This is a genomic window from Acetobacter malorum (assembly GCF_002153605.1).
Lineage (GTDB): Bacteria > Pseudomonadota > Alphaproteobacteria > Acetobacterales > Acetobacteraceae > Acetobacter > Acetobacter malorum_A.
Genome location: NZ_JOPG01000008.1, coordinates 1 through 17,978 on the forward strand (window position 1 = coordinate 1; position 17,978 = coordinate 17,978).

Below are 17,978 nucleotides of genomic sequence, written 5' to 3' on the forward strand. Positions count from 1 at the left end.
CCCTGCCGTGCCAGAGCCGCCGTATCCCGCGTGTGGATATGCGCGATAGAGACCGTGCAACCTTCTGCCAGCAGCAGCAGAGCCAGCGGCTTGCCGACCAGATTGGAGCAGCCAATTACCACGGCGTGCTTGCCGCGCATGTCGCCCAGCTGGTCACGCAGCAGCAGCAGGCAGCCCAGCGGCGTGCAGGGGATCAGGCTGGGCAGGCCAATGGCCAGACGCCCGGCATTGATTTCCCCCAGACCATCCACATCCTTTTCCGGCTGAATGGCATTGGTCACCCGCCGCGCGTCCAGACCGTTCGGCAGGGGGAGCTGCACCAGAATACCGTGAATTTCCGGGTCATGGTTGAGCCGTTCAATCAGCGCGAGCAGCTCTTCTTCAGACGTTGTTTCCGGCAGCATGTGCATGAAGGAGCGCATGCCGGCATGGTGCGTCTGAATGGCCTTGTTGCGCACATAGACTTCACTCGCCGGGTCATTGCCTACCAGAATGACGGCCAGACCGGGGGTGACGCCATGTTCGTCATGAAACGTGCGCACATCTTCGCGGATCTGCTGCCGGAGGGTGGCGGCAAAGCCTTTGCCGTCGATGAGGGACGCCTGATGGTCAGACGGAAGGGAGGGGGATGTGCTCATCGTCACTGCTGCGGTCAATCCGGAAAAAAGGCGGTTGGAAGACCTGTCTGCCATACGCAAAAAAACGGGCGCCGACAATGGCAGGGCCTGCATGGAGGGCGTGCGGAAGAGGCAGAAAGCTGCCGAATATGGTAACGGTAGCTTACGAAAAACGCAGCAGTGAACCAGTGCACGAGGCGGTGCCTCAGGGCTGACCCTGTTCATCCTTTTTGTAAGGTGAAAAAGTGCTCAGCGCTTCCGCTTCGGCCCGTATGGCCGGACGTTCTTCCGCCAGAAAAGCGGAAACGGCGGAACGGAGTGACGTATTTTCCAGCCAGTGGGCGGAATGGGTCAGGCTGGGCACATAGCCCCGCTGAATTTTATGCTCACCCTGTGCCCCGGCCTCTACGCGTTTCAGTCCGTGGGCAATGGCAAAATCAATCGCCCGATAATAGCACAGCTCAAAATGCAGGAAAGGCCAGTCCCCTGTGCAGCCCCAGTTGCGGCCATAGAGCGTATCGCCCCCCAGCAGGTTGAGGGCGGCTGCGACGGGTCTGTCACCATGCCGGGCCATCATCAGCACAACCTTGTCGCCCAGCCGTTCGGAGAGCAGGGGGAAGAAAGCCGGCGTGAGGTAAGCGCTGCCCCATTTGCGGTCCACCGTGTTGCGATAGAACGTATAGAAGGCCTGCCAGTCTGCGGCGGTAATCTCATCGCCGCGGAGGGTATGGAAGGTTAGCCCGGCGGCGTTGGCATCCCGCCGCTCGCGCTTCAGCACCTTGCGCTTGCGAGAGGCAAGGGTGGCCAGAAAATCGTCAAAGCTGCTGTAGCCGTGGTTATGCCAGTGATACTGCACCCCAAGGCGGGGCAACCAGCCACGCTGGCTGAGCAGGGCGCTTTCCTGTTCCTGACAAAAGGTGACGTGCGCGGAGGAAAGGCCGGTTTCTCCACAAATCTGGCGGAGGGCATCTGCTAAGACGGCGGCTGTTTCTGCCGGGGCGGAAGGTGCGCATAGCAGGCGCGGGCCGGGGGCGGGTGTGAAGGGAACAGCCACCTGTAATTTTGGGTAATACTGGCCGCCAGCGGCCTCAAAGGCACGGGCCCAGCCCTGATCGAACACATATTCGCCCCAGGAATGGCCTTTCAGGTAGGCCGGGCAAACGGCGGCCAGAGTGCCGTCCGGGGCGTGCAGGGTGACATGCCGGGGCAGCCACCCGGTGCGCTGGCAGACAGATCCACTGTCCTCCAGCGCAGAAAGAAAGGCGTAGCTGACAAATGGATTGTCAGCGCCCGCGCAGGAGTCCCACGCGGCGGCATCGATGGCATGAAGGCCGTCATGCAGAGAGACAGACCAGTCAGACATGACGACGCCTCTTCATTCAGCCGATCTCAAACAGGCCTTCAACTTCAACCGGTGCATCCAGCGGGAGGGAGGGCACACCAACGGTGGAGCGGGCATGGCGACCGGCATCACCGAACACTTCAACCGCCAGATCGGATGCGCCGTTCATAACGGAAGCGTGTGCGGTGAAGTCCGGCGTACAGGCAATAAAGCCACCCAGACGCACGACACGTTTCACGCGGCTGAGGTCACCCACAGCGGCTTTGACCTGAGCAATCACGTTGATCATGCTGTAGCGCGCTGCTTCCACAGCGGTATCCACAGCAACAGCGCCACCCAGCTTGCCGGTGGCAAACAGCTTGCCATCAGCCAGCGGAAGCTGACCGGAGACAATCAGCAGGTTGCCGGTCTGCACGCAGGCGACATAGTTGGCCACAGGGGCAGCCGGTGTGGGCAGGGTGATGCCGAGGTCTTTCAGGCGGGCTTCAGGCGTGGTGCTCATGAGATGCGAGTCCTTGATTGAAAGGGTTCTGGCAGGCTCGGGCTAGCTGACCAGCCGCAGGCTGCCACGTTTGCGGGGAGCAGGTTCGCCCTCCTGCGTCGGGAAATCAAGCGGCAGGAGCGGGTCCGGGTCCATCTGGCTGTCCTGATGCGGGCCATCGGGCAGCTTTTTGTCCAGATACGCATCGGACAAGGCCCGAAACGTATAGTCCAGCATGGAGGTGGCGTAAGAGGCCACAGGGTCTCCCTCCACTGTGCCGGAGGGGCCGAAGCAGGAATAGGCAAAGCTGCTGACATACGCTTCCAGCGGCGCGCCATATTGCAGGCCAATGCTCACGGCTTCCCCAAAGCTTTCCATCAGGCCTTTGACCATGGAGCTTTCCCGCGTGGGGTTCAGGGCCAGTTCCCCTAATGTGCCGTCTTCATACTCACCCGTGCGCAGGAACAGCCGGTGGCCGCCAATGCTGGTTTTCTGTGTAAAGCCGCCGTGCCGCGGGGGCAGGGCGCGGCGCATGCCACGCTCCAGCTTGCGGACCAGCGTTTGCGCCGTCGGGTCAGGCCGGGCTGGCATCCGGTCAATAAAGCCGGTCAGAGCGCGATACATCGCCATATGGGCGTTCGGGCCGGGCAGCGGCAGCACAGGCTCACCCGCCAGTGCGCCGGCGAGTGCCGTTTCTGTCGTAAAGCCCCGGGCGTCCAGTCGGTTACGCGTGCTGGGGGACAGCCGGCCATCGGGCCGGAGCAGGGAGAACACCGGAGCCATCCCGCAGGCTTCTACGCCCAGAAGCCCATCCACTGCGCTGCATGTGGAAAAGCCGGTTTCTACCGTAGCCAGAGGGGTCTCGGTCGCTACGGCGGCTTCTCGCCATACGGCGCGCAGCGTCTCGCTCAGGCCGGGCAGAACGGTGCGCACGGGCGGCAGCGGCAGGGACTCGGGGCCGGTGCCGGAATGGGCCGTCAGGGTCGCCAGTGTGGCAATGGCGCAGGCGGCAGCGCGGCCATCTTCACTGTCATAATCCAGACCGACTCCAGCCAGACAGGCATCAAGATTGGTGAGCATAATGTCACCGGCGATGACCGGCGGGGCGGCCTGCTCATCACTGTCTTTTGCCGCAGGTTTGGCCGGAGCTTCCGCTTCCGGGACCGGGGCAAACAGGTCGGGCAGAGGCAGTTCACCATTCCGCTGGTCTGCCGTGGTGCGGGCCGCACTGCGCAGAACGGAGGAGAGCAGGCGGATAGCGGCCACAAAGGTCTCAGCCGCAAAGCCCTCACCGGGAGAGATAAAGGCGGCCAGATTCACCAGAAAGCCGGGCGGGCGATCAAATTCGCAGGACCAGACAGGCTCCGTGGGGGCGGCCTGCCGCAGCAGCAGCAGCCACACCAAAGAGCGGGCGGTTGCATCATCCTGCGTCAGCGCGTCCACCCAGCGGGAGGCGACGGTCGCAAGGTCCACGGCATCTGTACCGGGCACAAGCTGGGCCAGAGCGGAAGCTGCGTCAGCATCCCACTCAGCGGGCAGTGTCACGGAGCGAAGGGGCGCATCCGGGTCAGCTGCGGCCTGTAGCGTGCTCATAAGCACGCCGTTCCAATGGCGTCTGGCTCTTGTCATGCCGGGAGTTTACGCGTGTCCCAAACCCCGGTGGAACCCGTGCAAAGCGCCATTTGCGGTATACAATGCCCGGTATAACGAGGATATGGGGGATAACTTTTTACACGCCCGGTTTTGCTGGCAATCAGGGGGATCTGATCGAGTGGAGTTGATCAGTTTTCCCCCGAAAAACATGGACCAGCGGGGGTGTGGAGTCTTATTCTCGCACCCATGGCAAACTTCGGAACATGGCTGCATACCCGCCGCAAAGGCCGCCTGATTGGCAAGGATTGTGACGGTCGATGCTATTACGAATCCACAGGCCCCGCCCGGCGTGGCGGTGGTGTGGACCGGCCCGAACGCTGGGTCATTTATCTGAAGGGGGAAGACCCTTCCGCTGTGCCGCCGGAATGGTGGGGCTGGCTGCATCACACGCTGGATGCGCCCATCCCGCAGGAGGAGCGCAAGCTCTGGCAGCTCCCGCATCAGCCAAACCTGACCGGCACCGCGCAGGCCTACCGGCCAGCAGGCAGCCCGTATAAAACCGGCCAGCATCCTCCTGCGACAGGAGATTACGAGTCCTGGTCTCCTGAGGCGTGATCTGAAACGCATTCCCTGCTAAGGTGCGTGTCCAGACAGGGAGTAGACAGGACGCATGGCTTCAGTAACGGCAGTAAAACCCCGGCGCACTTCTATGGAATTGCTGACCGGCGTTCTTGTTCTCGGCCTGCTCGGGCTGATGCTTGTTGCCGCTGTGGTGGGGGAAGGTCGCAAGACCGACACCAGCGGATATCGGCTGCATGCCAGTTTCTCCCATATTGACGGGCTGGGCGTTGGTTCGGATGTGCGGCTTGCCGGTGTGACCGTCGGGCAGGTGGTCTCCGAACACGTCAATCCGCAGACGTTCAAGGCGGAAGTGACCTTTACCGTGCGCCCAGACATCAAACTGCCGACGGACAGTGCCGCCATCATCACTAGTGACAGTCTTCTGGGCGGCAAATACATCGCCCTTTCTCCCGGTGGGGATGACCACATGATGGCCGCGGATGCGACCATCAGCGAGACGCAGGGTGCCATCAGTCTGGAACAGCTACTCAGCAAATTCATCTTCTCGGTGACTGATACGCTCACCCGTGCGAACAAAGACGCCGCAGGTGGCAAAGCGCCAGCCGGGGATGCAGGCAAGGCCGACCTTCCATGAGCCGTTCTGACCTGACGCTGACTGTCTGAGGAGGACGCCCCGCGTGGAAAGCCCGAAACTCTGGCTGCAGGACGATGGGCAGCCTGTCTCCTGTCAGGAAAAATTACGTGTGCTGGATGAAAACTGGCAGGAAGTGCAGGAGATCCTGCGCGATGCGTTTGAGGATGCCGTGCTGATGGGCGTGAGTGAACAGGGGATGCGTGCGCGTCTGACTGATCTTGTCGCTTCTCTTCAGTCTCCGCATCAGGGAAACAAAGCATGAGCAAAAAGCATTTTTCCCCTCTGGCCTTTCTGGGCGGCCTGATGGCTGTGGCGAGCGGCGGCTGGGTGGTTGCACCGTCTGACGCGCAGGCCGTGGGCACTCCACTGGCTCCGCCCGCTGTCTATGGGCAGGGCGTATGGCAGGGAAAGGGAACTGCCGTGGTGCGGGTGCTGGACCGGCTGGATGCGCATGTCGAGATGATTTCGGTCCCGACGGGAACCACTGCGCACTACAAGAGTTTGGATATCAGCGCAGGCCGGTGCCTGGAACGGCCTAAAACACTGTCCCCCGATGCGGCAGGCTGGCTGGAACTGCATGATACGCATCCGGATGGCGCAACTTTCAAAGGCTGGATGCTGGCCGCGGAGCCGGGTCTGGGTGTGTTTGAAAGCGCTGTGTATGACGTGCGGATGGTGCGGTGTGAGGGTGCGGATGTCGCCCCCATGACGCCCCCGCTCCCAACGCCTGCCGTGCCCGTGCTGACGCCGTCCGCGGGTGACCAGTCCGCACCCACGGGTGATGTGCCCGGTAACGGGGGGAGCCATGCTCCTGCTGGTTCGGGTGCACCACCTGCGGGAGATGCGCTCCCTGCATCTCCTGAATCCGGCGGGGAATATTAAGCCGGACAGGCCTGACCGTTCATGAGGGTGCGGTCTGTCTTGCTTTTCAGGGAGTTGTCGGGCTGGACAGGGTCAGGCATCGTTTCAGGTAGCAATCGGACGGTCAGCGTAGGGTCTGGCCGGTCCGGTCTGTGACAAAACAAGACGAGGTGTACGTGATCGGTTCTTCTTCCAGTCAGGAATTTCGCTTTCAGGTTCCCTCTCTGGATCAGGCGGCGTTCCTCCTAGATTTTGACGGTACTCTGGTCGATATCGCGCCCACACCAGATTCCGTCGTTGTGCCGGAAGGGTTGCCGGAAACCCTGCGCCGCCTGCGCGCGGCGTGCGGAGATGCGCTGGCTATTGTGTCTGGCCGTTCGATTGATCAGATTGATCATTTTCTGGGGGATATTCCGTTTGCCGTGGCAGGTGAGCATGGCATCGCTGTAAGGCATCGCCCCGGTGGCCCGATTGAACGGGCCGCACTTCCGTCAGTTCCGCAATCATGGTTTGCCGAGGCGCGGGATCTTATTGCCGCATGGCCCGGTGCGCGGCTGGAGCATAAGCCGGGTGGCTTCGTTCTGCATTATCGCGCCGTGCCGGAAGCCGGCGCCGCCCTGCGTGAGGCAGCTGAGAGCTGGGTGAAAGGTACCAATGGTGCCTTTGAAGTCCAGACGGCCAAAATGGCGTGGGAAATCCGGCCTGCTGGTGTCGATAAAGGCTATGCCGTCAGCATGTTGATGAAATCTCTCCCCTTTACTGGCCGGAAGCCGGTTTTTGTGGGGGACGATGTCACGGATGAAGACGGGATGGCGGCTGCAAAGCGCCTTGGTGGCGTGGGCCTGCGTATCCCCACCGATTTTCCAAACCCCACAGCATTTCGTGCCTGGCTTGCGTCTCTGGTTGAGGGGAAGGGTTAAGCTATGGGGCGTTTAGTTGTTGTTTCCAATCGTGTCCCTGCGCCGCGGGACCGGTTGCAGCCCGCTGGTGGGCTGGCTGTTGCCCTGCGTGCGGCGTTAAAGGAAGGTAGTTGCCTGTGGTTTGGCTGGTCTGGTCAGCAGGTTTCTGAAAAAGAGGGGCATGACCCGGAGGTCAGTCTCGATAAGGTAGAGAACGTCACCTACGCCACCATTGACCTGACACACGCGGAATATGACGGATTTTACCAGAAATATTCCAACGGCATCTTGTGGCCGCTCTGCCATTACCGGGCAGGGCTGATGGATTATGATCGGAAAGATCAGGTCATTTATCACAACGTCAACGCGTTGTTTGCCCGCAAATTACTGCCGCTTTTGCAGCCGGGAGATATGATCTGGATTCACGATTATCATCTGTTCCCGCTGGGGCAGGCGTTGCGGGATCTGGGCGTGACAGCTCCCATCGGGTTCTTCCTGCATATTCCGTTCCCGCCATGGAGCCTGATGCGGGCTCTGCCGGAAGCGGATGCCCTGCTGCGCGCCATGCAGGCGTACGATGTGATCGGTTTGCAGACCGAGGATGATGCCCGGAATATGAATGACGGGTTCTCTCTCGGCGGCGTCAAGGCAAAGGCGGAGGTCTTCCCGATCGGGATTGATCCCGACAGTTTTGCAAAACAGGCAGAAGATGGGTTGAGCAATCCGGATGTTCAACGCCTGAAGGAAAGTCTGCGCGGCAAACCGTTTATTATCGGCGTGGACCGGCTGGATTATTCCAAAGGCCTCCCGGAGCGCTTCAAGGGATATGAAATCTTTCTGGAACGCTATCCCGAGCATCGGGGGAAGGTGGTGTATCTTCAGGTGACCCCCGTCTCTCGCGGGAATGTGCCGGAATATCGCGCTTTGCGGCGGGAGCTGGATGAAGCTGCGGGCCGCATTAACGGCACGTATGGTGATTTTGACTGGACGCCTATCCGTTATCTGACTCATCCTGTGCCGCGCGCCCTGCTGGCCAGTTTCTATCGGCTGGCGGATGCAGCGCTCGTTACCCCTCTGCGCGACGGCATGAATCTGGTGGCCAAGGAATATGTGGCTGCACAGGATAAGGCGAATCCGGGTGTGTTGATCCTCTCCCATTTTGCAGGTGCTGCCCCGGATATGGAGGCCGCTCTGATGGTCAATCCGCATGATGCAGATGATATTGCGGACGCTCTGCACAAAGCGCTCACCATGCCTGATGGGGAGCGACGTGCGCGGTGGGACCATCTGGAACCGGATGTCTGGCGCGTGACGGCGGTGACGTGGGCGCGTGACTTCATTCAGGCTCTTGGGAAGGCCCGTTTAGCGTGAGATCAGCATTTTCTACCAGAAAAATGGGTCTCTTTCTGGCGCTGGCCGGTGCTTTGGCGCTGGGTATTGCGTGGTGGGTGGAGCATGTTCTGCACATCATGCCCTGCGAGCTGTGTCTGGTTGAGCGCTGGCCCTGGCGTATTCTGATTGTTATTGGCGTGGTGGATGTCCTGCTGCCCGGTGCTGCAGGCGGCCCCGTGCTCTGGCTGTGTGTGCCCACTCTGCTGGCTTCTGTCGGTCTGGCGTTCTGCCACGCCGGGGTGGAGTGGGGCTGGTGGCCCAGCCCGTTGCCCGGGTGCCATGCCCCCCACATTAGCGGCACCACTATGGCGGAGCGGCTGGCTTCCATGCCGCTTCTGCCGTCCAAGCCCTGTGACGCACCGACGTATCTGATTCCAGACCTCCCCTTGTCCATGTCTGTCATGGGCGGCCTGTATGCGGCGGGTGTGCTTGGGGTGTTTGGGGTCTGGCGCTACCGCCTTAGCCGGACAGCGCGCAGAATATTTTATTAAGCAGAGATTAAAGAGCCGGAAGCTGCCTGTGTCTCAAATTACAGGCGGCTTCCGGCTCCTGTTTAGTCAGGCTGTTCTGTTCCCTGTCTGCATCCTGTGCTAATATTTTCGTAAGCAATGCGGGCTTGTTGCCCTGCTTCGTCTAAATATATAGTCACACTCAAATAGGCAGTTCTGGGAAATTTCAATGACGGCATATGATAAAAATAAGAAGCTGGACTGGAGTGTATTTGATTGCGTCTGGTATAAAGAGAAATATAAAGACGTTCTGAGCTTTTTACGGGTTGAGACGGACGAAGCAGTTCAGGATTTTTATAGAAGTGAAGGCGTCAGCCTTAAACACTCGCCCAATCCTTATTTTGATGAAGACTGGTATCTGAGCAAATATCCCGACGTTGCTGAGCAGATCGTTCGGGGTGATTTCCGGTCGGGGTTTGAGCATTATTGCCAGAAAGGCTTTGCGTCTCATAATCCTCACTGGCTCTTTGATGAAGAATATTATCTTAAGCGGCACCCGGATATTTCCGACGTCAGCCTGGCCGAGCAGGGTTTCAGAAATGGCTACGATCATTATCTGAATATCGGGGATTTCCAGTATAGTAGCGGCTCATGGTTCTTTGACCCGAATGCCTATCTGAAAGGCGGTCAGGCCACGACCACTGAACTGGGGCCATATTCTCAGTGTGTGCGGGCGACTAAGCCCGTCGCGGGCTATGGCCACAGACTGTCCTGGTATTTTGACCCGGAATGGTATCTGGAAACCTACCCGGAAGTGCGTAAGGAGCTGGATGCCAAAGAGTGGACATCCGCCCTTCACCATTATCTGGCCAATAAAACGCCGACATTGTTCAATCCTGATCCTTACTTTTCAGAAGAATTTTACGGCAGCGTGAATAACGATGTGTCCGGCGCAGTTGAAAGTAAACACTTTCGCAATTTCTTCGAGCATTTTCTGAAATATGGCGTGCATGAGCTGCGTAAGCCGCTCTCCACGGTGGATCTGGAAGGCTATTACCGGAACCCGGCTGTGCAACAGGAAGTCAGCCGGGGGGATTACCCTGATGCTTTTGCACACTACATTGCGCATGGTGGCAAGGTTGAGGATGACGCGGCTTTCCAGAAGGAAAGCGAGCATGTCTCCAAGAAAATCTACCATGAAATGTGCCGCATCAGGATGCCGCTTCTGTTGAATCAGACGCTGGATTTCACATACGAATATCCTGATTTTACCGTTATTATTATTGCGCATAACCATTTTGCCATGACGCTGAGCGCGCTGGCGTCTCTGCGTGCCAATTATAATGGCCCGATGCAGGTCATTGTGGTGGATTCCGGCTCAACAGACGGGATGCGCACTATTGAACAGCATGTGCGTGGGCTGGAAGTTATTCGTTTTCCGGGGAATATTGGCTTTTTGCTCGGTTGCAATGCGGCCCTTGAAAAAGTCCGTGGTCCTTTCACGCTCTATCTTAATAACGATCTTGAACTTATGCCGGGGGCCATCGGCAATGCGCTGGCGCGTTTGCGGAGTGAGCCCAAAACGGGGGCGGTTGGGGCCAAGCTGGTCCGGACGAATGGCATGTTGCAGGAGGCCGGAAGCATTGTCTGGCGAGATGGCTCCGTGTGCGGTTATCTGCGTGATAAGCGCCCGGATGTGCCGGAAGCCAACTTTGTTCGCTCGGTTGATTTCTGTTCCGGTGCGTTTCTGCTGGTCAGATCTGATCTGCTGAAAAAGCTGGGTGGGTTCGATACGGATTATGCCCCGGCCTACTTTGAAGAAACGGATCTGTGTATCCGGATTCATGAAGCCGGATTTGATGTGGTGTATGACCCGTCCATTGTGGTCATTCACTATGAATATGGAACCTCCGGCTTTATCAGCGGCGCGTCCATGATTGCGCGTAATCAGGAAATCTTCCGCAAGAAGCATGGGGCGTATTTGCGGCAGAAAAACCTGTTCCATGAGCGTTTGCTGGTGCGGGCGCGTTCGTCCGCTACGCGGCAGAAGCGGATTTTGTTTATTGAAGATCGCCTGCCATATCGCTTCCTTGGGTCAGGGTTTACGCGTTCCAATGACGTTATCCGGAGCATGATTGATCTGGGATACCACGTTACGGTGTATCCGGTTTATCGGCCGACGGAGCCAATGGAAGAGATTTGCAGTTCCTTCCCGGATCGTGCGGAAGTCATCTGGGATCGGGAATTGCCGGAACTGGAAGATTTCATCAAATCCCGTGCCGGGTATTATGACCTTGTCTGGATTGCCCGTACCCATAATGCGGACCGTCTGGCACCGGTGCTGATGCAGTGTGCGGACGCTATCTCGTCCCGTGCGGTGATTATTGACACCGAGGCCGTGGCCGCCCCGCGTGAACATCAGAAGCGTGTTCTGCGGGGTGAAGGTGATCTTGATCAGTCGGTGGAAGAAATGCTCACGCATGAATTCCGCCATCTGTTCATGGCCGAGAAAATCGTTGCTGTGAACAAAAAGGATGCCGACATTCTGAAAGAGAATGGCTTCCCGAATGTCGGTGTTCTGGGGCATATGCAAAAGGCGCTTCCGCATTCTCCGGGATGGGATGCGCGGCGGGACATTCTGTTCCTTGGTGCGATGCATGACATTGATTCTCCCAATGTCGACTCTCTCGCCTGGTTTAGCGGGCAGGTTCTGCCACTTCTGGATGGACGTCTGCCGGATGATGTGAAATTCACAGTCTGCGGTTACATCAATCCGAAGGTGGACCTTACGCCTCTGACGAAAAACCCGCGTGTTAAATTGCTTGGCCGTGTGCCTGATGTTGGCCCGGTTTATGACCGGCACCGGGTTTTTGTGGCTCCTACACGTTTTGCTGCGGGTATTCCGTATAAAATTCATGAGGCCGCAGCCCATGGTCTTCCCATTGTGGCGTCGTCCATTCTGTGTGAGCAGGTTGGCTGGACGTCGGGTGAGGATATGCTGAGCGTGAGCACCACAGATCCGCAGGCATTCGCGGATGCCATTGTTCGGCTTTATGAAGATAAAGAGCTATGGGAAAGCGTGCGTGAGCATGAACTTGCCCGGGTGCGGGATGATCATTCGCATCAGAAATATCTGGAACAGCTCAAGGCACTTCTCAGTTTTTGAGAAAAGCCTGTCGGTGTTGCCTGAGTAAAACTGGCGAGAGTATGTTCGGTGGGGTGTTACGGTATGACACCCTGCCAAACCCGACAGTGCATATGGGCTAAATTGTTCTTTCCTGTATTGCCTTGCAAAAAACAGCTATTATTTCGATAAATTTCAGTGATTTTGTGTCTGTGGCGCGGGTATAATTTTCTGCGTCAGTTCAAACAGGCGCGCGCAGGCTTTGGGGCCGAGGCTGCTGACTTCATTGTAAGAAAACCAGCGGGCTTCCAGGGCATCGTCTGAGGCGTGTGGCTCGGTGGGGTGGGGCGTGGCTTCCTCACACAAAATCGCAATAATCACATAATGGAAGGCCAGTGTACCATCGGGGGTGTGATGGAGGCTGTCAAAAACATCCACTGTTTGGAGGGCCTGCGCCGTCAGGCCTGTTTCTTCCTGTAATTCACGTTCAGCTGCCTGAAACAGAGTTTCTCCAGCTTCAACGCGCCCACCGGGGAAACCCCATAAGCCAGCATCTGGGGGATTGGCCCGGCGCACCAGCAGAACATTCTGGCCGTGCCGGACAAGAGCCAGAACGCCTACACGCGGCATGAAGGAAGGATTTGCAGAGGTCATAACCGGAAAATGCAGAAATTTTCCAGCAATGGTCAAGTGTTGCGCAGATTTTACGCGGCAGAACGGGTGCGTCCCTGTAGGAACATGCCCGCTTTTCGCAGGTTGAATGCAACACATGGGACGCAGAGCGTTTAAGCTACATGAATTCTGTCCGGCAGGTTTTGTAACGGGACTGGCGGGGCAGGACAGTTATCTTTGACGTTTCAGGAGTGTCTGATCATGACGGCAGAAACCCTTACCATTCCAGGGCTGGCCAAGCCCGCATCCCGTATCGCTCTGGGAACATGGGCGATTGGCGGAGCCATGTGGGGTGGCCCGGATGATGTGAACGCCGCTCAAACTATTGAGAAGGCACTGGATCTGGGCATCAATGTCATTGATACAGCGCCTGTGTATGGTTTTGGCCATTCGGAAGAAGTGATTGGCCGTGCGCTGGAAGGCAAGCGGGACAAGGTCATTCTGGCCACCAAGGTGGCGCTGAACTGGCAAGATGGCAAAGTGTTCCGCGATAGTCGCCCGGCCCGGATCGCGCAGGAAATTGAAGATTCTCTGCGCCGCCTGCGTACCGATCATATCGACCTGTATCAGGTGCACTGGCCGGACCCCAAAACCCCGATGGAAGAAACCGCCCGCGCGCTGGAAAAACTGGTGAAGGACGGCAAGGTGCGGGCGCTGGGCGTGAGCAATTTCTCACCTGCGCAAATGGATGAGTTCCGTAAATTTGCGCCACTGGCGACCATCCAGCCGCCGTATAATTTGTTTGAGCGTGAGATTGAACAGGACGTTCTGCCTTACGCCATCAAGAACAATCTGGTTGTGCTGGCTTACGGGCCGCTGTGCCGCGGGTTGCTGTCTGGCCGTATGACGGCGGACCGCAAGTTTGAAGGCGATGATCTGCGCAAGAGTGACCCCAAATTCCAGCAGCCGCGCTTTGGCCAGTATCTGAAGGCGGTAGAAGAGCTGAAGGCCATTGCGGAAAAGCATGGCAAGAGCATGCTGGCTCTGGCCATCCGCTGGGTGCTGGACCGTGGGCCGACCATTGCCCTGTGGGGTGCGAGAAAGCCGGAACAGATCAGCGGCGTCGATGAAGCGTTCGGCTGGAAGCTGGATGAGGCTGATATGAAGGCTATTGATGCCATTCTGACGCGCGATATTACTGACCCTGTCGGGCCGGAATTCATGGCTCCACCTGCCAGAAGCTGACAAAGGCTTTAAGACCTGTGGTGACCGCAGGGCAGGCGGTCAGGGGGAAGCGTTGACGAAAGGCTCCGTTTTTTCGCAAGCTTAACCCCCATGGAAAAGCCGCCCGCCCACGCTGACCGGCCCGCACAACAGGCCACAGTCTGCCAGTTTCCGCTCCAGCAGGTGCTGAACCGGACACAGGCTGCGGAGTATCTGGGTGTACCAGCGCGCCGGTTGCAGGCGCTGGCGTTACTGGGCGGCGGCCCGGAGCGGGTGCGCCAGCCCGGTGGTGCAGCCCAGTTCCGTAAGGATGATCTGGACCAGTATAGCGCTGAGATGTTCAGCAGGGCCGGTTTGTCCTCTGATGCGCTTAACCGTTATCGGGGCATGCGTGCGGCCAGCGGCTATGCCGGGCGCGATGCTTTTATGGATATGGCCAGCCGGGATGAACTCTCACAGGCCTGTGCATATGTGGGCGACAGGGTGATTATCCTGCTGGGCATGGTGGTGATTGTGTTGTCCCACACACCTCTGTCGCGTTTCCTGTTTCATATGCAGTAGGGCGTTAAGGGAGGCGGAGACGGCCAGCGTGCGTCTCGCTATCCGGTTTCGCCTGTGGAAATGAGGCTTGCAGGCCGTAAGGCCGCGCACCATGTTGGAAATCATGGCCACACGTACCGCTCCCGATTCCGCGTCTCACTCCTCCTCTGCTCCGGCGGCTAAGCGCGGTAAGAAGCGCGGCACGCTGAGTGAGCGGGCTGCAAGCCTGCCGCCAGTCACCTTTGAACCGGACCGGCAGGCCGCTCGCCCTAAGCTGCGGCGCATGGAAGTGGTGTCGGAATATGAACCGGCAGGGGACCAGCCACAGGCGATTGCCGATCTCCTCAAAGGGATTGAAGAGAACGAGCGGGATCAGGTCCTGCTGGGTGTGACGGGTTCGGGTAAAACCTTCACCATGGCCAAGGTGATTGAGGCCACCCAGAAGCCAACCCTTATCCTGGCCCCCAACAAGACACTTGCGGCGCAGCTTTACGGGGAAATGAAGCAGTTTTTCCCGAATAATGCAGTCGAATATTTTGTTAGTTATTATGACTATTATCAGCCGGAAGCCTACGTGCCCCGGTCCGATACCTTTATTGAAAAAGACAGCCAGATTAACGAGCAGATTGACCGGATGCGCCATGCGGCAACGCAGGCGCTGCTGGAACGGAACGATGTGATTATCGTGGCGTCCGTGTCCTGCATTTACGGTATCGGCTCAGTCGAAACCTATTCCCGCATGGTCGTCAAACTGGAACTGGGTGGAGAGATTGACCGGGACCGTCTGGTGCGCGGGCTGGTTGAACTGCAATATCGCCGGAACGATGCCGCTTTTACCCGTGGCACTTTCCGTGTGCGCGGCGAGACGGTGGATATTTTCCCCGTGCAGAATGAGGACCGCGCCTGGCGCGTCTCCCTGTTTGGTGACGAAATTGACGGGATTGTTGAGTTTGACCCGCTGACTGGCGAAAAGACGGCTGATCTTCAGGAAATTACCATTTACGCCAACAGCCATTACGTCACGCCACGCCCGACGCTGAAGCAGGCTGTTGTAGGGATTAAGCAGGAGCTGCGTCAGCAACTCGACAAGTTCACCAAAGAGGGAAAGCTGCTGGAAGCCGAGCGGCTGGACCAGCGCACCACGTTTGATCTGGAAATGATTGAAACGACCGGCGTGTGTAAAGGGATTGAGAACTACTCCCGCTATCTGTCAGGCCGCAAACCGGGTGACCCACCGCCGACGCTGTTTGAATACCTGCCCGAAGATGCTCTGCTGATTGTGGATGAAAGCCATGTGACCGTGCCGCAGATTGGCGGCATGGAGCGTGGGGATAATGCGCGAAAGTCCATTCTGGCCGAGTTCGGCTTTCGCCTGCCGTCCTGCCTTGATAACCGCCCGTTGAATTTTGCTGAGTGGGACAAGTTCCGCCCGCAGAGTGTTTTTGTCAGCGCCACACCCGGGCCGTGGGAAATGGGGCGCACAGGCGGTGTGTTTGCAGAACAGGTGATCCGCCCCACAGGGTTGATTGACCCCGTGACGGATATTCGCCCCGTGGAGCATCAGGTGGATGACCTGCTGGCTGAATGTCGCGCGACCGTTGCCAAAGGTGGCCGTGTGCTGGTGACGACGCTGACCAAGCGCATGGCGGAAGATCTGACCGATTATCTGCATGAAGCCGGGATTAAGGTCCGTTACCTGCATTCCGACGTGGATACGCTGGAGCGGATTGAAATTATCCGCGATCTGCGGATTGGCGCGTTCGATGTGCTGATTGGCATTAACCTGCTGCGCGAAGGACTGGATATTCCCGAATGTTCGCTGGTGGCCATTCTGGACGCGGATAAGGAAGGCTTCCTGCGTTCCCGCACGTCACTCATCCAGACCATTGGTCGCGCTGCCCGTAATGTGGAAGGGCGGGTGCTGCTGTATGCCGATAAGATGACGGATTCTCTGCAATACGCGGTGGAAGAAACTGCCCGCCGGCGTGAAAAACAGATGGCGTGGAACGAAGCCCACGGCATTACGCCCCAGAGCGTGCGCAAAAATATTGGCGCAATTGTCTCTTCCGTGTTTGAGCAGGATTACGTCACCGTGGCCCCGGATGAGGACACGGGTGTTGCGGAATTTGTCGGGCAGGATCTGGATACGGCTATTGCCGGGCTGGAAAAACGGATGCGTGAAGCTGCCGCGGATCTTGAGTTTGAAACAGCAGGCCGCCTGCGGGATGAAATCAAGCGGCTGGAAGCGCTGCAACTGGGGCTGGACGCGCCGCCTGCACCCGCGTCTACGGCGGGGCAGAAATCGTCCCCGCGTCGCAAGCCGAAGAAAGAGCAGGTTCCGCGTCCGCTGGGGCCGGGCGGTGGTGGGTATGAGCCCAAACCCAAACGGGGGCGCAGCCGCAGCAAGGCGTGAGACTGCGGTAAGGCTGGTTTTAGTCAGCCTGTGTCGGGTGTGGGACATCCTGCGCTGTATGGGGCAGGGATGGGAGCGGTGTATCCTCGGAGGAGGATGGCAGTTCGGCGTCTGAAAGCCAGCTTTTGACCAGTGTGTAGGTGACGGACAAAATCATCGGCCCGACAAAAATACCCACCAGCCCAAACGCAGCCAGCCCGCCAATGACGCCCACCATAATCAGCACCAGAGGCACATTGGCCTGTTTGCGGATGAGGAAGGGACGCAGCAGATTATCGATGACAATGGCGAGGATAGTGAACACCAGCAGCACCACAGCCGAGGTCACGCTGTGGAAGAAAAACATCCAGATTACTGCTGGGATAAGGGTCACACCCGGCCCCGCCTGAAGCAGGCAGGCTATAAAGGTAATGGCTGTCAGAATACTGGCCCAGGGCACGCCGGTGAGAAACATGCCAAGGCCGCCCACCGCACTTTCTGCCAAAGCCGTGACGGTCACGCCAATGGCGACGCCCCGGATGGTGCGGCCTGCCAGCAGGACCATTTCCCGCCCGCGTTCTCCGGCCAGAGCAAAACCAAAGTTCATGACCAGATTGGCAGCAGCTTCCCCACGTGTGTGGAGGGCGGCCAGAATAATCAGGGTCAGCAGGAACTGGAGCGCCAGCATGCCAAAGCTGCCCGCATAATCCAGAACCCACCCAATGATCTTGCCGGTATCAGGCAGAATACGGTTGGCCAGCTGTGGCAGGCGGACATTTTCAATCTGCTGCCACCAGACGGTTGTTTTGGGGCCAATAAAGGGCAGATGCTGTAGCCATTCCGGTTCTGAAGGAATGCGGAAGGCCAGAGCAGAATCTGCAAGGGTTTTCAGTTCGGCTGTGTGGGTCAGCACTGTGGTGGTCGCCAGCCAGAAGGGCAGGACATAGACCATCACAGCAACAAGACTGGTTACGGTGACTGCCAGCCCGCGACTGCCCCACAGAAATTTCTGGATATGCAGGAGTAGCGGCCATGTGGTGACCCCGATTGTCACGGCCCAGATGGTTGCCGGAAGAAAGGGACGGACAACCCAGAGAGAACAAAGGATCATGCCGACAGCCGTCATGGCCGCCAGAACGACTCGCGTCTGGTGCGCGGGCGTGTTGCTGGGGGGAGTGGTATTGATCGTCATCTCGTCCGTTTCATCCCTGTCTGGGTGGTGTAGAGGTAACGGAG

General features: G+C 58.3%; 17 protein-coding genes. 11 read left to right on the top strand and 6 right to left on the bottom strand.

The annotated features are described in order from the left end of the window. The 4 genes from HK23_RS04090 to HK23_RS04105 form a co-directional block, all read right to left on the bottom strand. On the bottom strand, window positions 1-638 hold a 638-nt coding region (locus HK23_RS04090; RefSeq protein ID WP_179193789.1), incomplete at its 3' end, for a tetrahydrofolate dehydrogenase/cyclohydrolase catalytic domain-containing protein. Window positions 639-822: 184 nt separating this feature from the next. Continuing rightward, window positions 823-1,980, bottom strand: coding sequence for a GNAT family N-acetyltransferase (locus HK23_RS04095; protein WP_086652988.1), 1,158 nt, complete (start codon window positions 1,978-1,980; stop codon window positions 823-825). Between the two features lie 16 nt (window positions 1,981-1,996). Continuing rightward, window positions 1,997-2,461 carry a RidA family protein gene (locus HK23_RS04100; RefSeq protein ID WP_086652989.1) on the bottom strand — a complete coding sequence of 155 codons (465 nt, stop codon included), beginning with the start codon at window positions 2,459-2,461 and terminating at the stop codon, window positions 1,997-1,999. Between the two features lie 42 nt (window positions 2,462-2,503). Then, window positions 2,504-4,069, bottom strand: a complete 1,566-nt coding sequence (locus HK23_RS04105; protein ID WP_086652990.1) for a TSCPD domain-containing protein — start codon at window positions 4,067-4,069, stop codon at window positions 2,504-2,506. Window positions 4,070-4,279: 210 nt separating this feature from the next. On the opposite strand from HK23_RS04105, the gene HK23_RS04110 reads away from it, so the two are divergent. From HK23_RS04110 to HK23_RS04145, 8 genes are all read left to right on the top strand, one after another. Then, entirely contained in the window at window positions 4,280-4,648 is a 369-nt protein-coding gene (locus tag HK23_RS04110) for an NADH-ubiquinone oxidoreductase subunit NDUFA12 family protein (RefSeq protein WP_086652991.1), read from the top strand. A gap of 55 nt (window positions 4,649-4,703) precedes the next feature. Beyond that, the gene (mlaD, locus tag HK23_RS04115; protein ID WP_086652992.1) at window positions 4,704-5,249 is read left to right on the top strand and encodes an outer membrane lipid asymmetry maintenance protein MlaD; all 546 of its coding nucleotides are present in this window, start codon (window positions 4,704-4,706) and stop codon (window positions 5,247-5,249) included. Window positions 5,250-5,292: 43 nt separating this feature from the next. Beyond that, a complete protein-coding gene (locus tag HK23_RS04120) occupies window positions 5,293-5,511 on the top strand; it encodes a hypothetical protein (RefSeq protein ID WP_063907693.1) in 219 nt (72 codons plus the stop codon). Next, window positions 5,508-6,131 (top strand): DUF2155 domain-containing protein, encoded by a 624-nt coding sequence (locus HK23_RS04125; RefSeq protein ID WP_256940065.1) that lies wholly within the window; start codon window positions 5,508-5,510, stop codon window positions 6,129-6,131. Before HK23_RS04120 ends, HK23_RS04125 begins: the two co-directional genes overlap by 4 nt. Before the next feature lie 155 nt (window positions 6,132-6,286). After that, window positions 6,287-7,030, top strand: coding sequence for a trehalose-phosphatase (gene otsB / locus HK23_RS04130; protein WP_063907692.1), 744 nt, complete (start codon window positions 6,287-6,289; stop codon window positions 7,028-7,030). A 3-nt stretch (window positions 7,031-7,033) separates the two neighbouring features. Then, a complete protein-coding gene (locus tag HK23_RS04135; RefSeq protein WP_086652993.1) occupies window positions 7,034-8,380 on the top strand; it encodes an alpha,alpha-trehalose-phosphate synthase (UDP-forming) in 1,347 nt (448 codons plus the stop codon). Beyond that, window positions 8,377-8,892 (top strand): disulfide bond formation protein B, encoded by a 516-nt coding sequence (locus HK23_RS04140; protein WP_179193790.1) that lies wholly within the window; start codon window positions 8,377-8,379, stop codon window positions 8,890-8,892. Before HK23_RS04135 ends, HK23_RS04140 begins: the two co-directional genes overlap by 4 nt. A 187-nt stretch (window positions 8,893-9,079) precedes the next feature. After that, window positions 9,080-12,016: a glycosyltransferase gene (locus HK23_RS04145; protein ID WP_086652994.1), complete on the top strand. Its 2,937-nt coding sequence runs from the start codon at window positions 9,080-9,082 to the stop codon at window positions 12,014-12,016. Window positions 12,017-12,169: 153 nt separating this feature from the next. Here HK23_RS04145 and HK23_RS04150 read toward each other — a convergent pair whose 3' ends face one another. Then, window positions 12,170-12,628, bottom strand: coding sequence for an NUDIX hydrolase (locus HK23_RS04150; RefSeq protein ID WP_086653028.1), 459 nt, complete (start codon window positions 12,626-12,628; stop codon window positions 12,170-12,172). Between the two features lie 219 nt (window positions 12,629-12,847). On the opposite strand from HK23_RS04150, the gene HK23_RS04155 reads away from it, so the two are divergent. From HK23_RS04155 to uvrB, 3 genes are all read left to right on the top strand, one after another. Next, complete coding sequence (locus HK23_RS04155; protein ID WP_086653029.1) at window positions 12,848-13,831, top strand: aldo/keto reductase; 984 nt, start codon at window positions 12,848-12,850, stop codon at window positions 13,829-13,831. Window positions 13,832-13,921: 90 nt separating this feature from the next. Then, window positions 13,922-14,371: a hypothetical protein gene (locus HK23_RS04160; protein WP_086652995.1), complete on the top strand. Its 450-nt coding sequence runs from the start codon at window positions 13,922-13,924 to the stop codon at window positions 14,369-14,371. A gap of 103 nt (window positions 14,372-14,474) precedes the next feature. After that, on the top strand, window positions 14,475-16,763 hold the full coding sequence (uvrB, locus tag HK23_RS04165) for an excinuclease ABC subunit UvrB (RefSeq protein ID WP_179193791.1): 2,289 nt from the start codon (window positions 14,475-14,477) through the stop codon (window positions 16,761-16,763). A gap of 19 nt (window positions 16,764-16,782) precedes the next feature. On the opposite strand, the gene HK23_RS04170 is transcribed toward uvrB, so the two are convergent. Next, the gene (locus HK23_RS04170; protein ID WP_086652996.1) at window positions 16,783-17,934 is read right to left on the bottom strand and encodes an AI-2E family transporter; all 1,152 of its coding nucleotides are present in this window, start codon (window positions 17,932-17,934) and stop codon (window positions 16,783-16,785) included. Between the last annotated feature and the right edge of the window lie 44 nt (window positions 17,935-17,978).

Excerpts from the sequence above, each read along its gene's own strand:
- HK23_RS04095 (WP_086652988.1), bottom strand. The coding sequence starts at position 1,980 with ATGTCTGACTGGTCTGTCTCTCTGCATGACGGCCTTCATGCCATCGAT.
- HK23_RS04160 (WP_086652995.1), top strand. The coding sequence starts at position 13,922 with ATGGAAAAGCCGCCCGCCCACGCTGACCGGCCCGCACAACAGGCCACA.
- mlaD (WP_086652992.1), top strand. The coding sequence starts at position 4,704 with ATGGCTTCAGTAACGGCAGTAAAACCCCGGCGCACTTCTATGGAATTG.
- HK23_RS04100 (WP_086652989.1), bottom strand. The coding sequence starts at position 2,461 with ATGAGCACCACGCCTGAAGCCCGCCTGAAAGACCTCGGCATCACCCTG.
- HK23_RS04145 (WP_086652994.1), top strand. The coding sequence starts at position 9,080 with ATGACGGCATATGATAAAAATAAGAAGCTGGACTGGAGTGTATTTGAT.
- HK23_RS04150 (WP_086653028.1), bottom strand. The coding sequence starts at position 12,628 with ATGACCTCTGCAAATCCTTCCTTCATGCCGCGTGTAGGCGTTCTGGCT.
- HK23_RS04110 (WP_086652991.1), top strand. The coding sequence starts at position 4,280 with ATGGCAAACTTCGGAACATGGCTGCATACCCGCCGCAAAGGCCGCCTG.
- HK23_RS04170 (WP_086652996.1), bottom strand. The coding sequence starts at position 17,934 with ATGACGATCAATACCACTCCCCCCAGCAACACGCCCGCGCACCAGACG.
- uvrB (WP_179193791.1), top strand. The coding sequence starts at position 14,475 with ATGGCCACACGTACCGCTCCCGATTCCGCGTCTCACTCCTCCTCTGCT.
- HK23_RS04125 (WP_256940065.1), top strand. The coding sequence starts at position 5,508 with ATGAGCAAAAAGCATTTTTCCCCTCTGGCCTTTCTGGGCGGCCTGATG.
- HK23_RS04135 (WP_086652993.1), top strand. The coding sequence starts at position 7,034 with ATGGGGCGTTTAGTTGTTGTTTCCAATCGTGTCCCTGCGCCGCGGGAC.
- HK23_RS04155 (WP_086653029.1), top strand. The coding sequence starts at position 12,848 with ATGACGGCAGAAACCCTTACCATTCCAGGGCTGGCCAAGCCCGCATCC.
- HK23_RS04105 (WP_086652990.1), bottom strand. The coding sequence starts at position 4,069 with ATGACAAGAGCCAGACGCCATTGGAACGGCGTGCTTATGAGCACGCTA.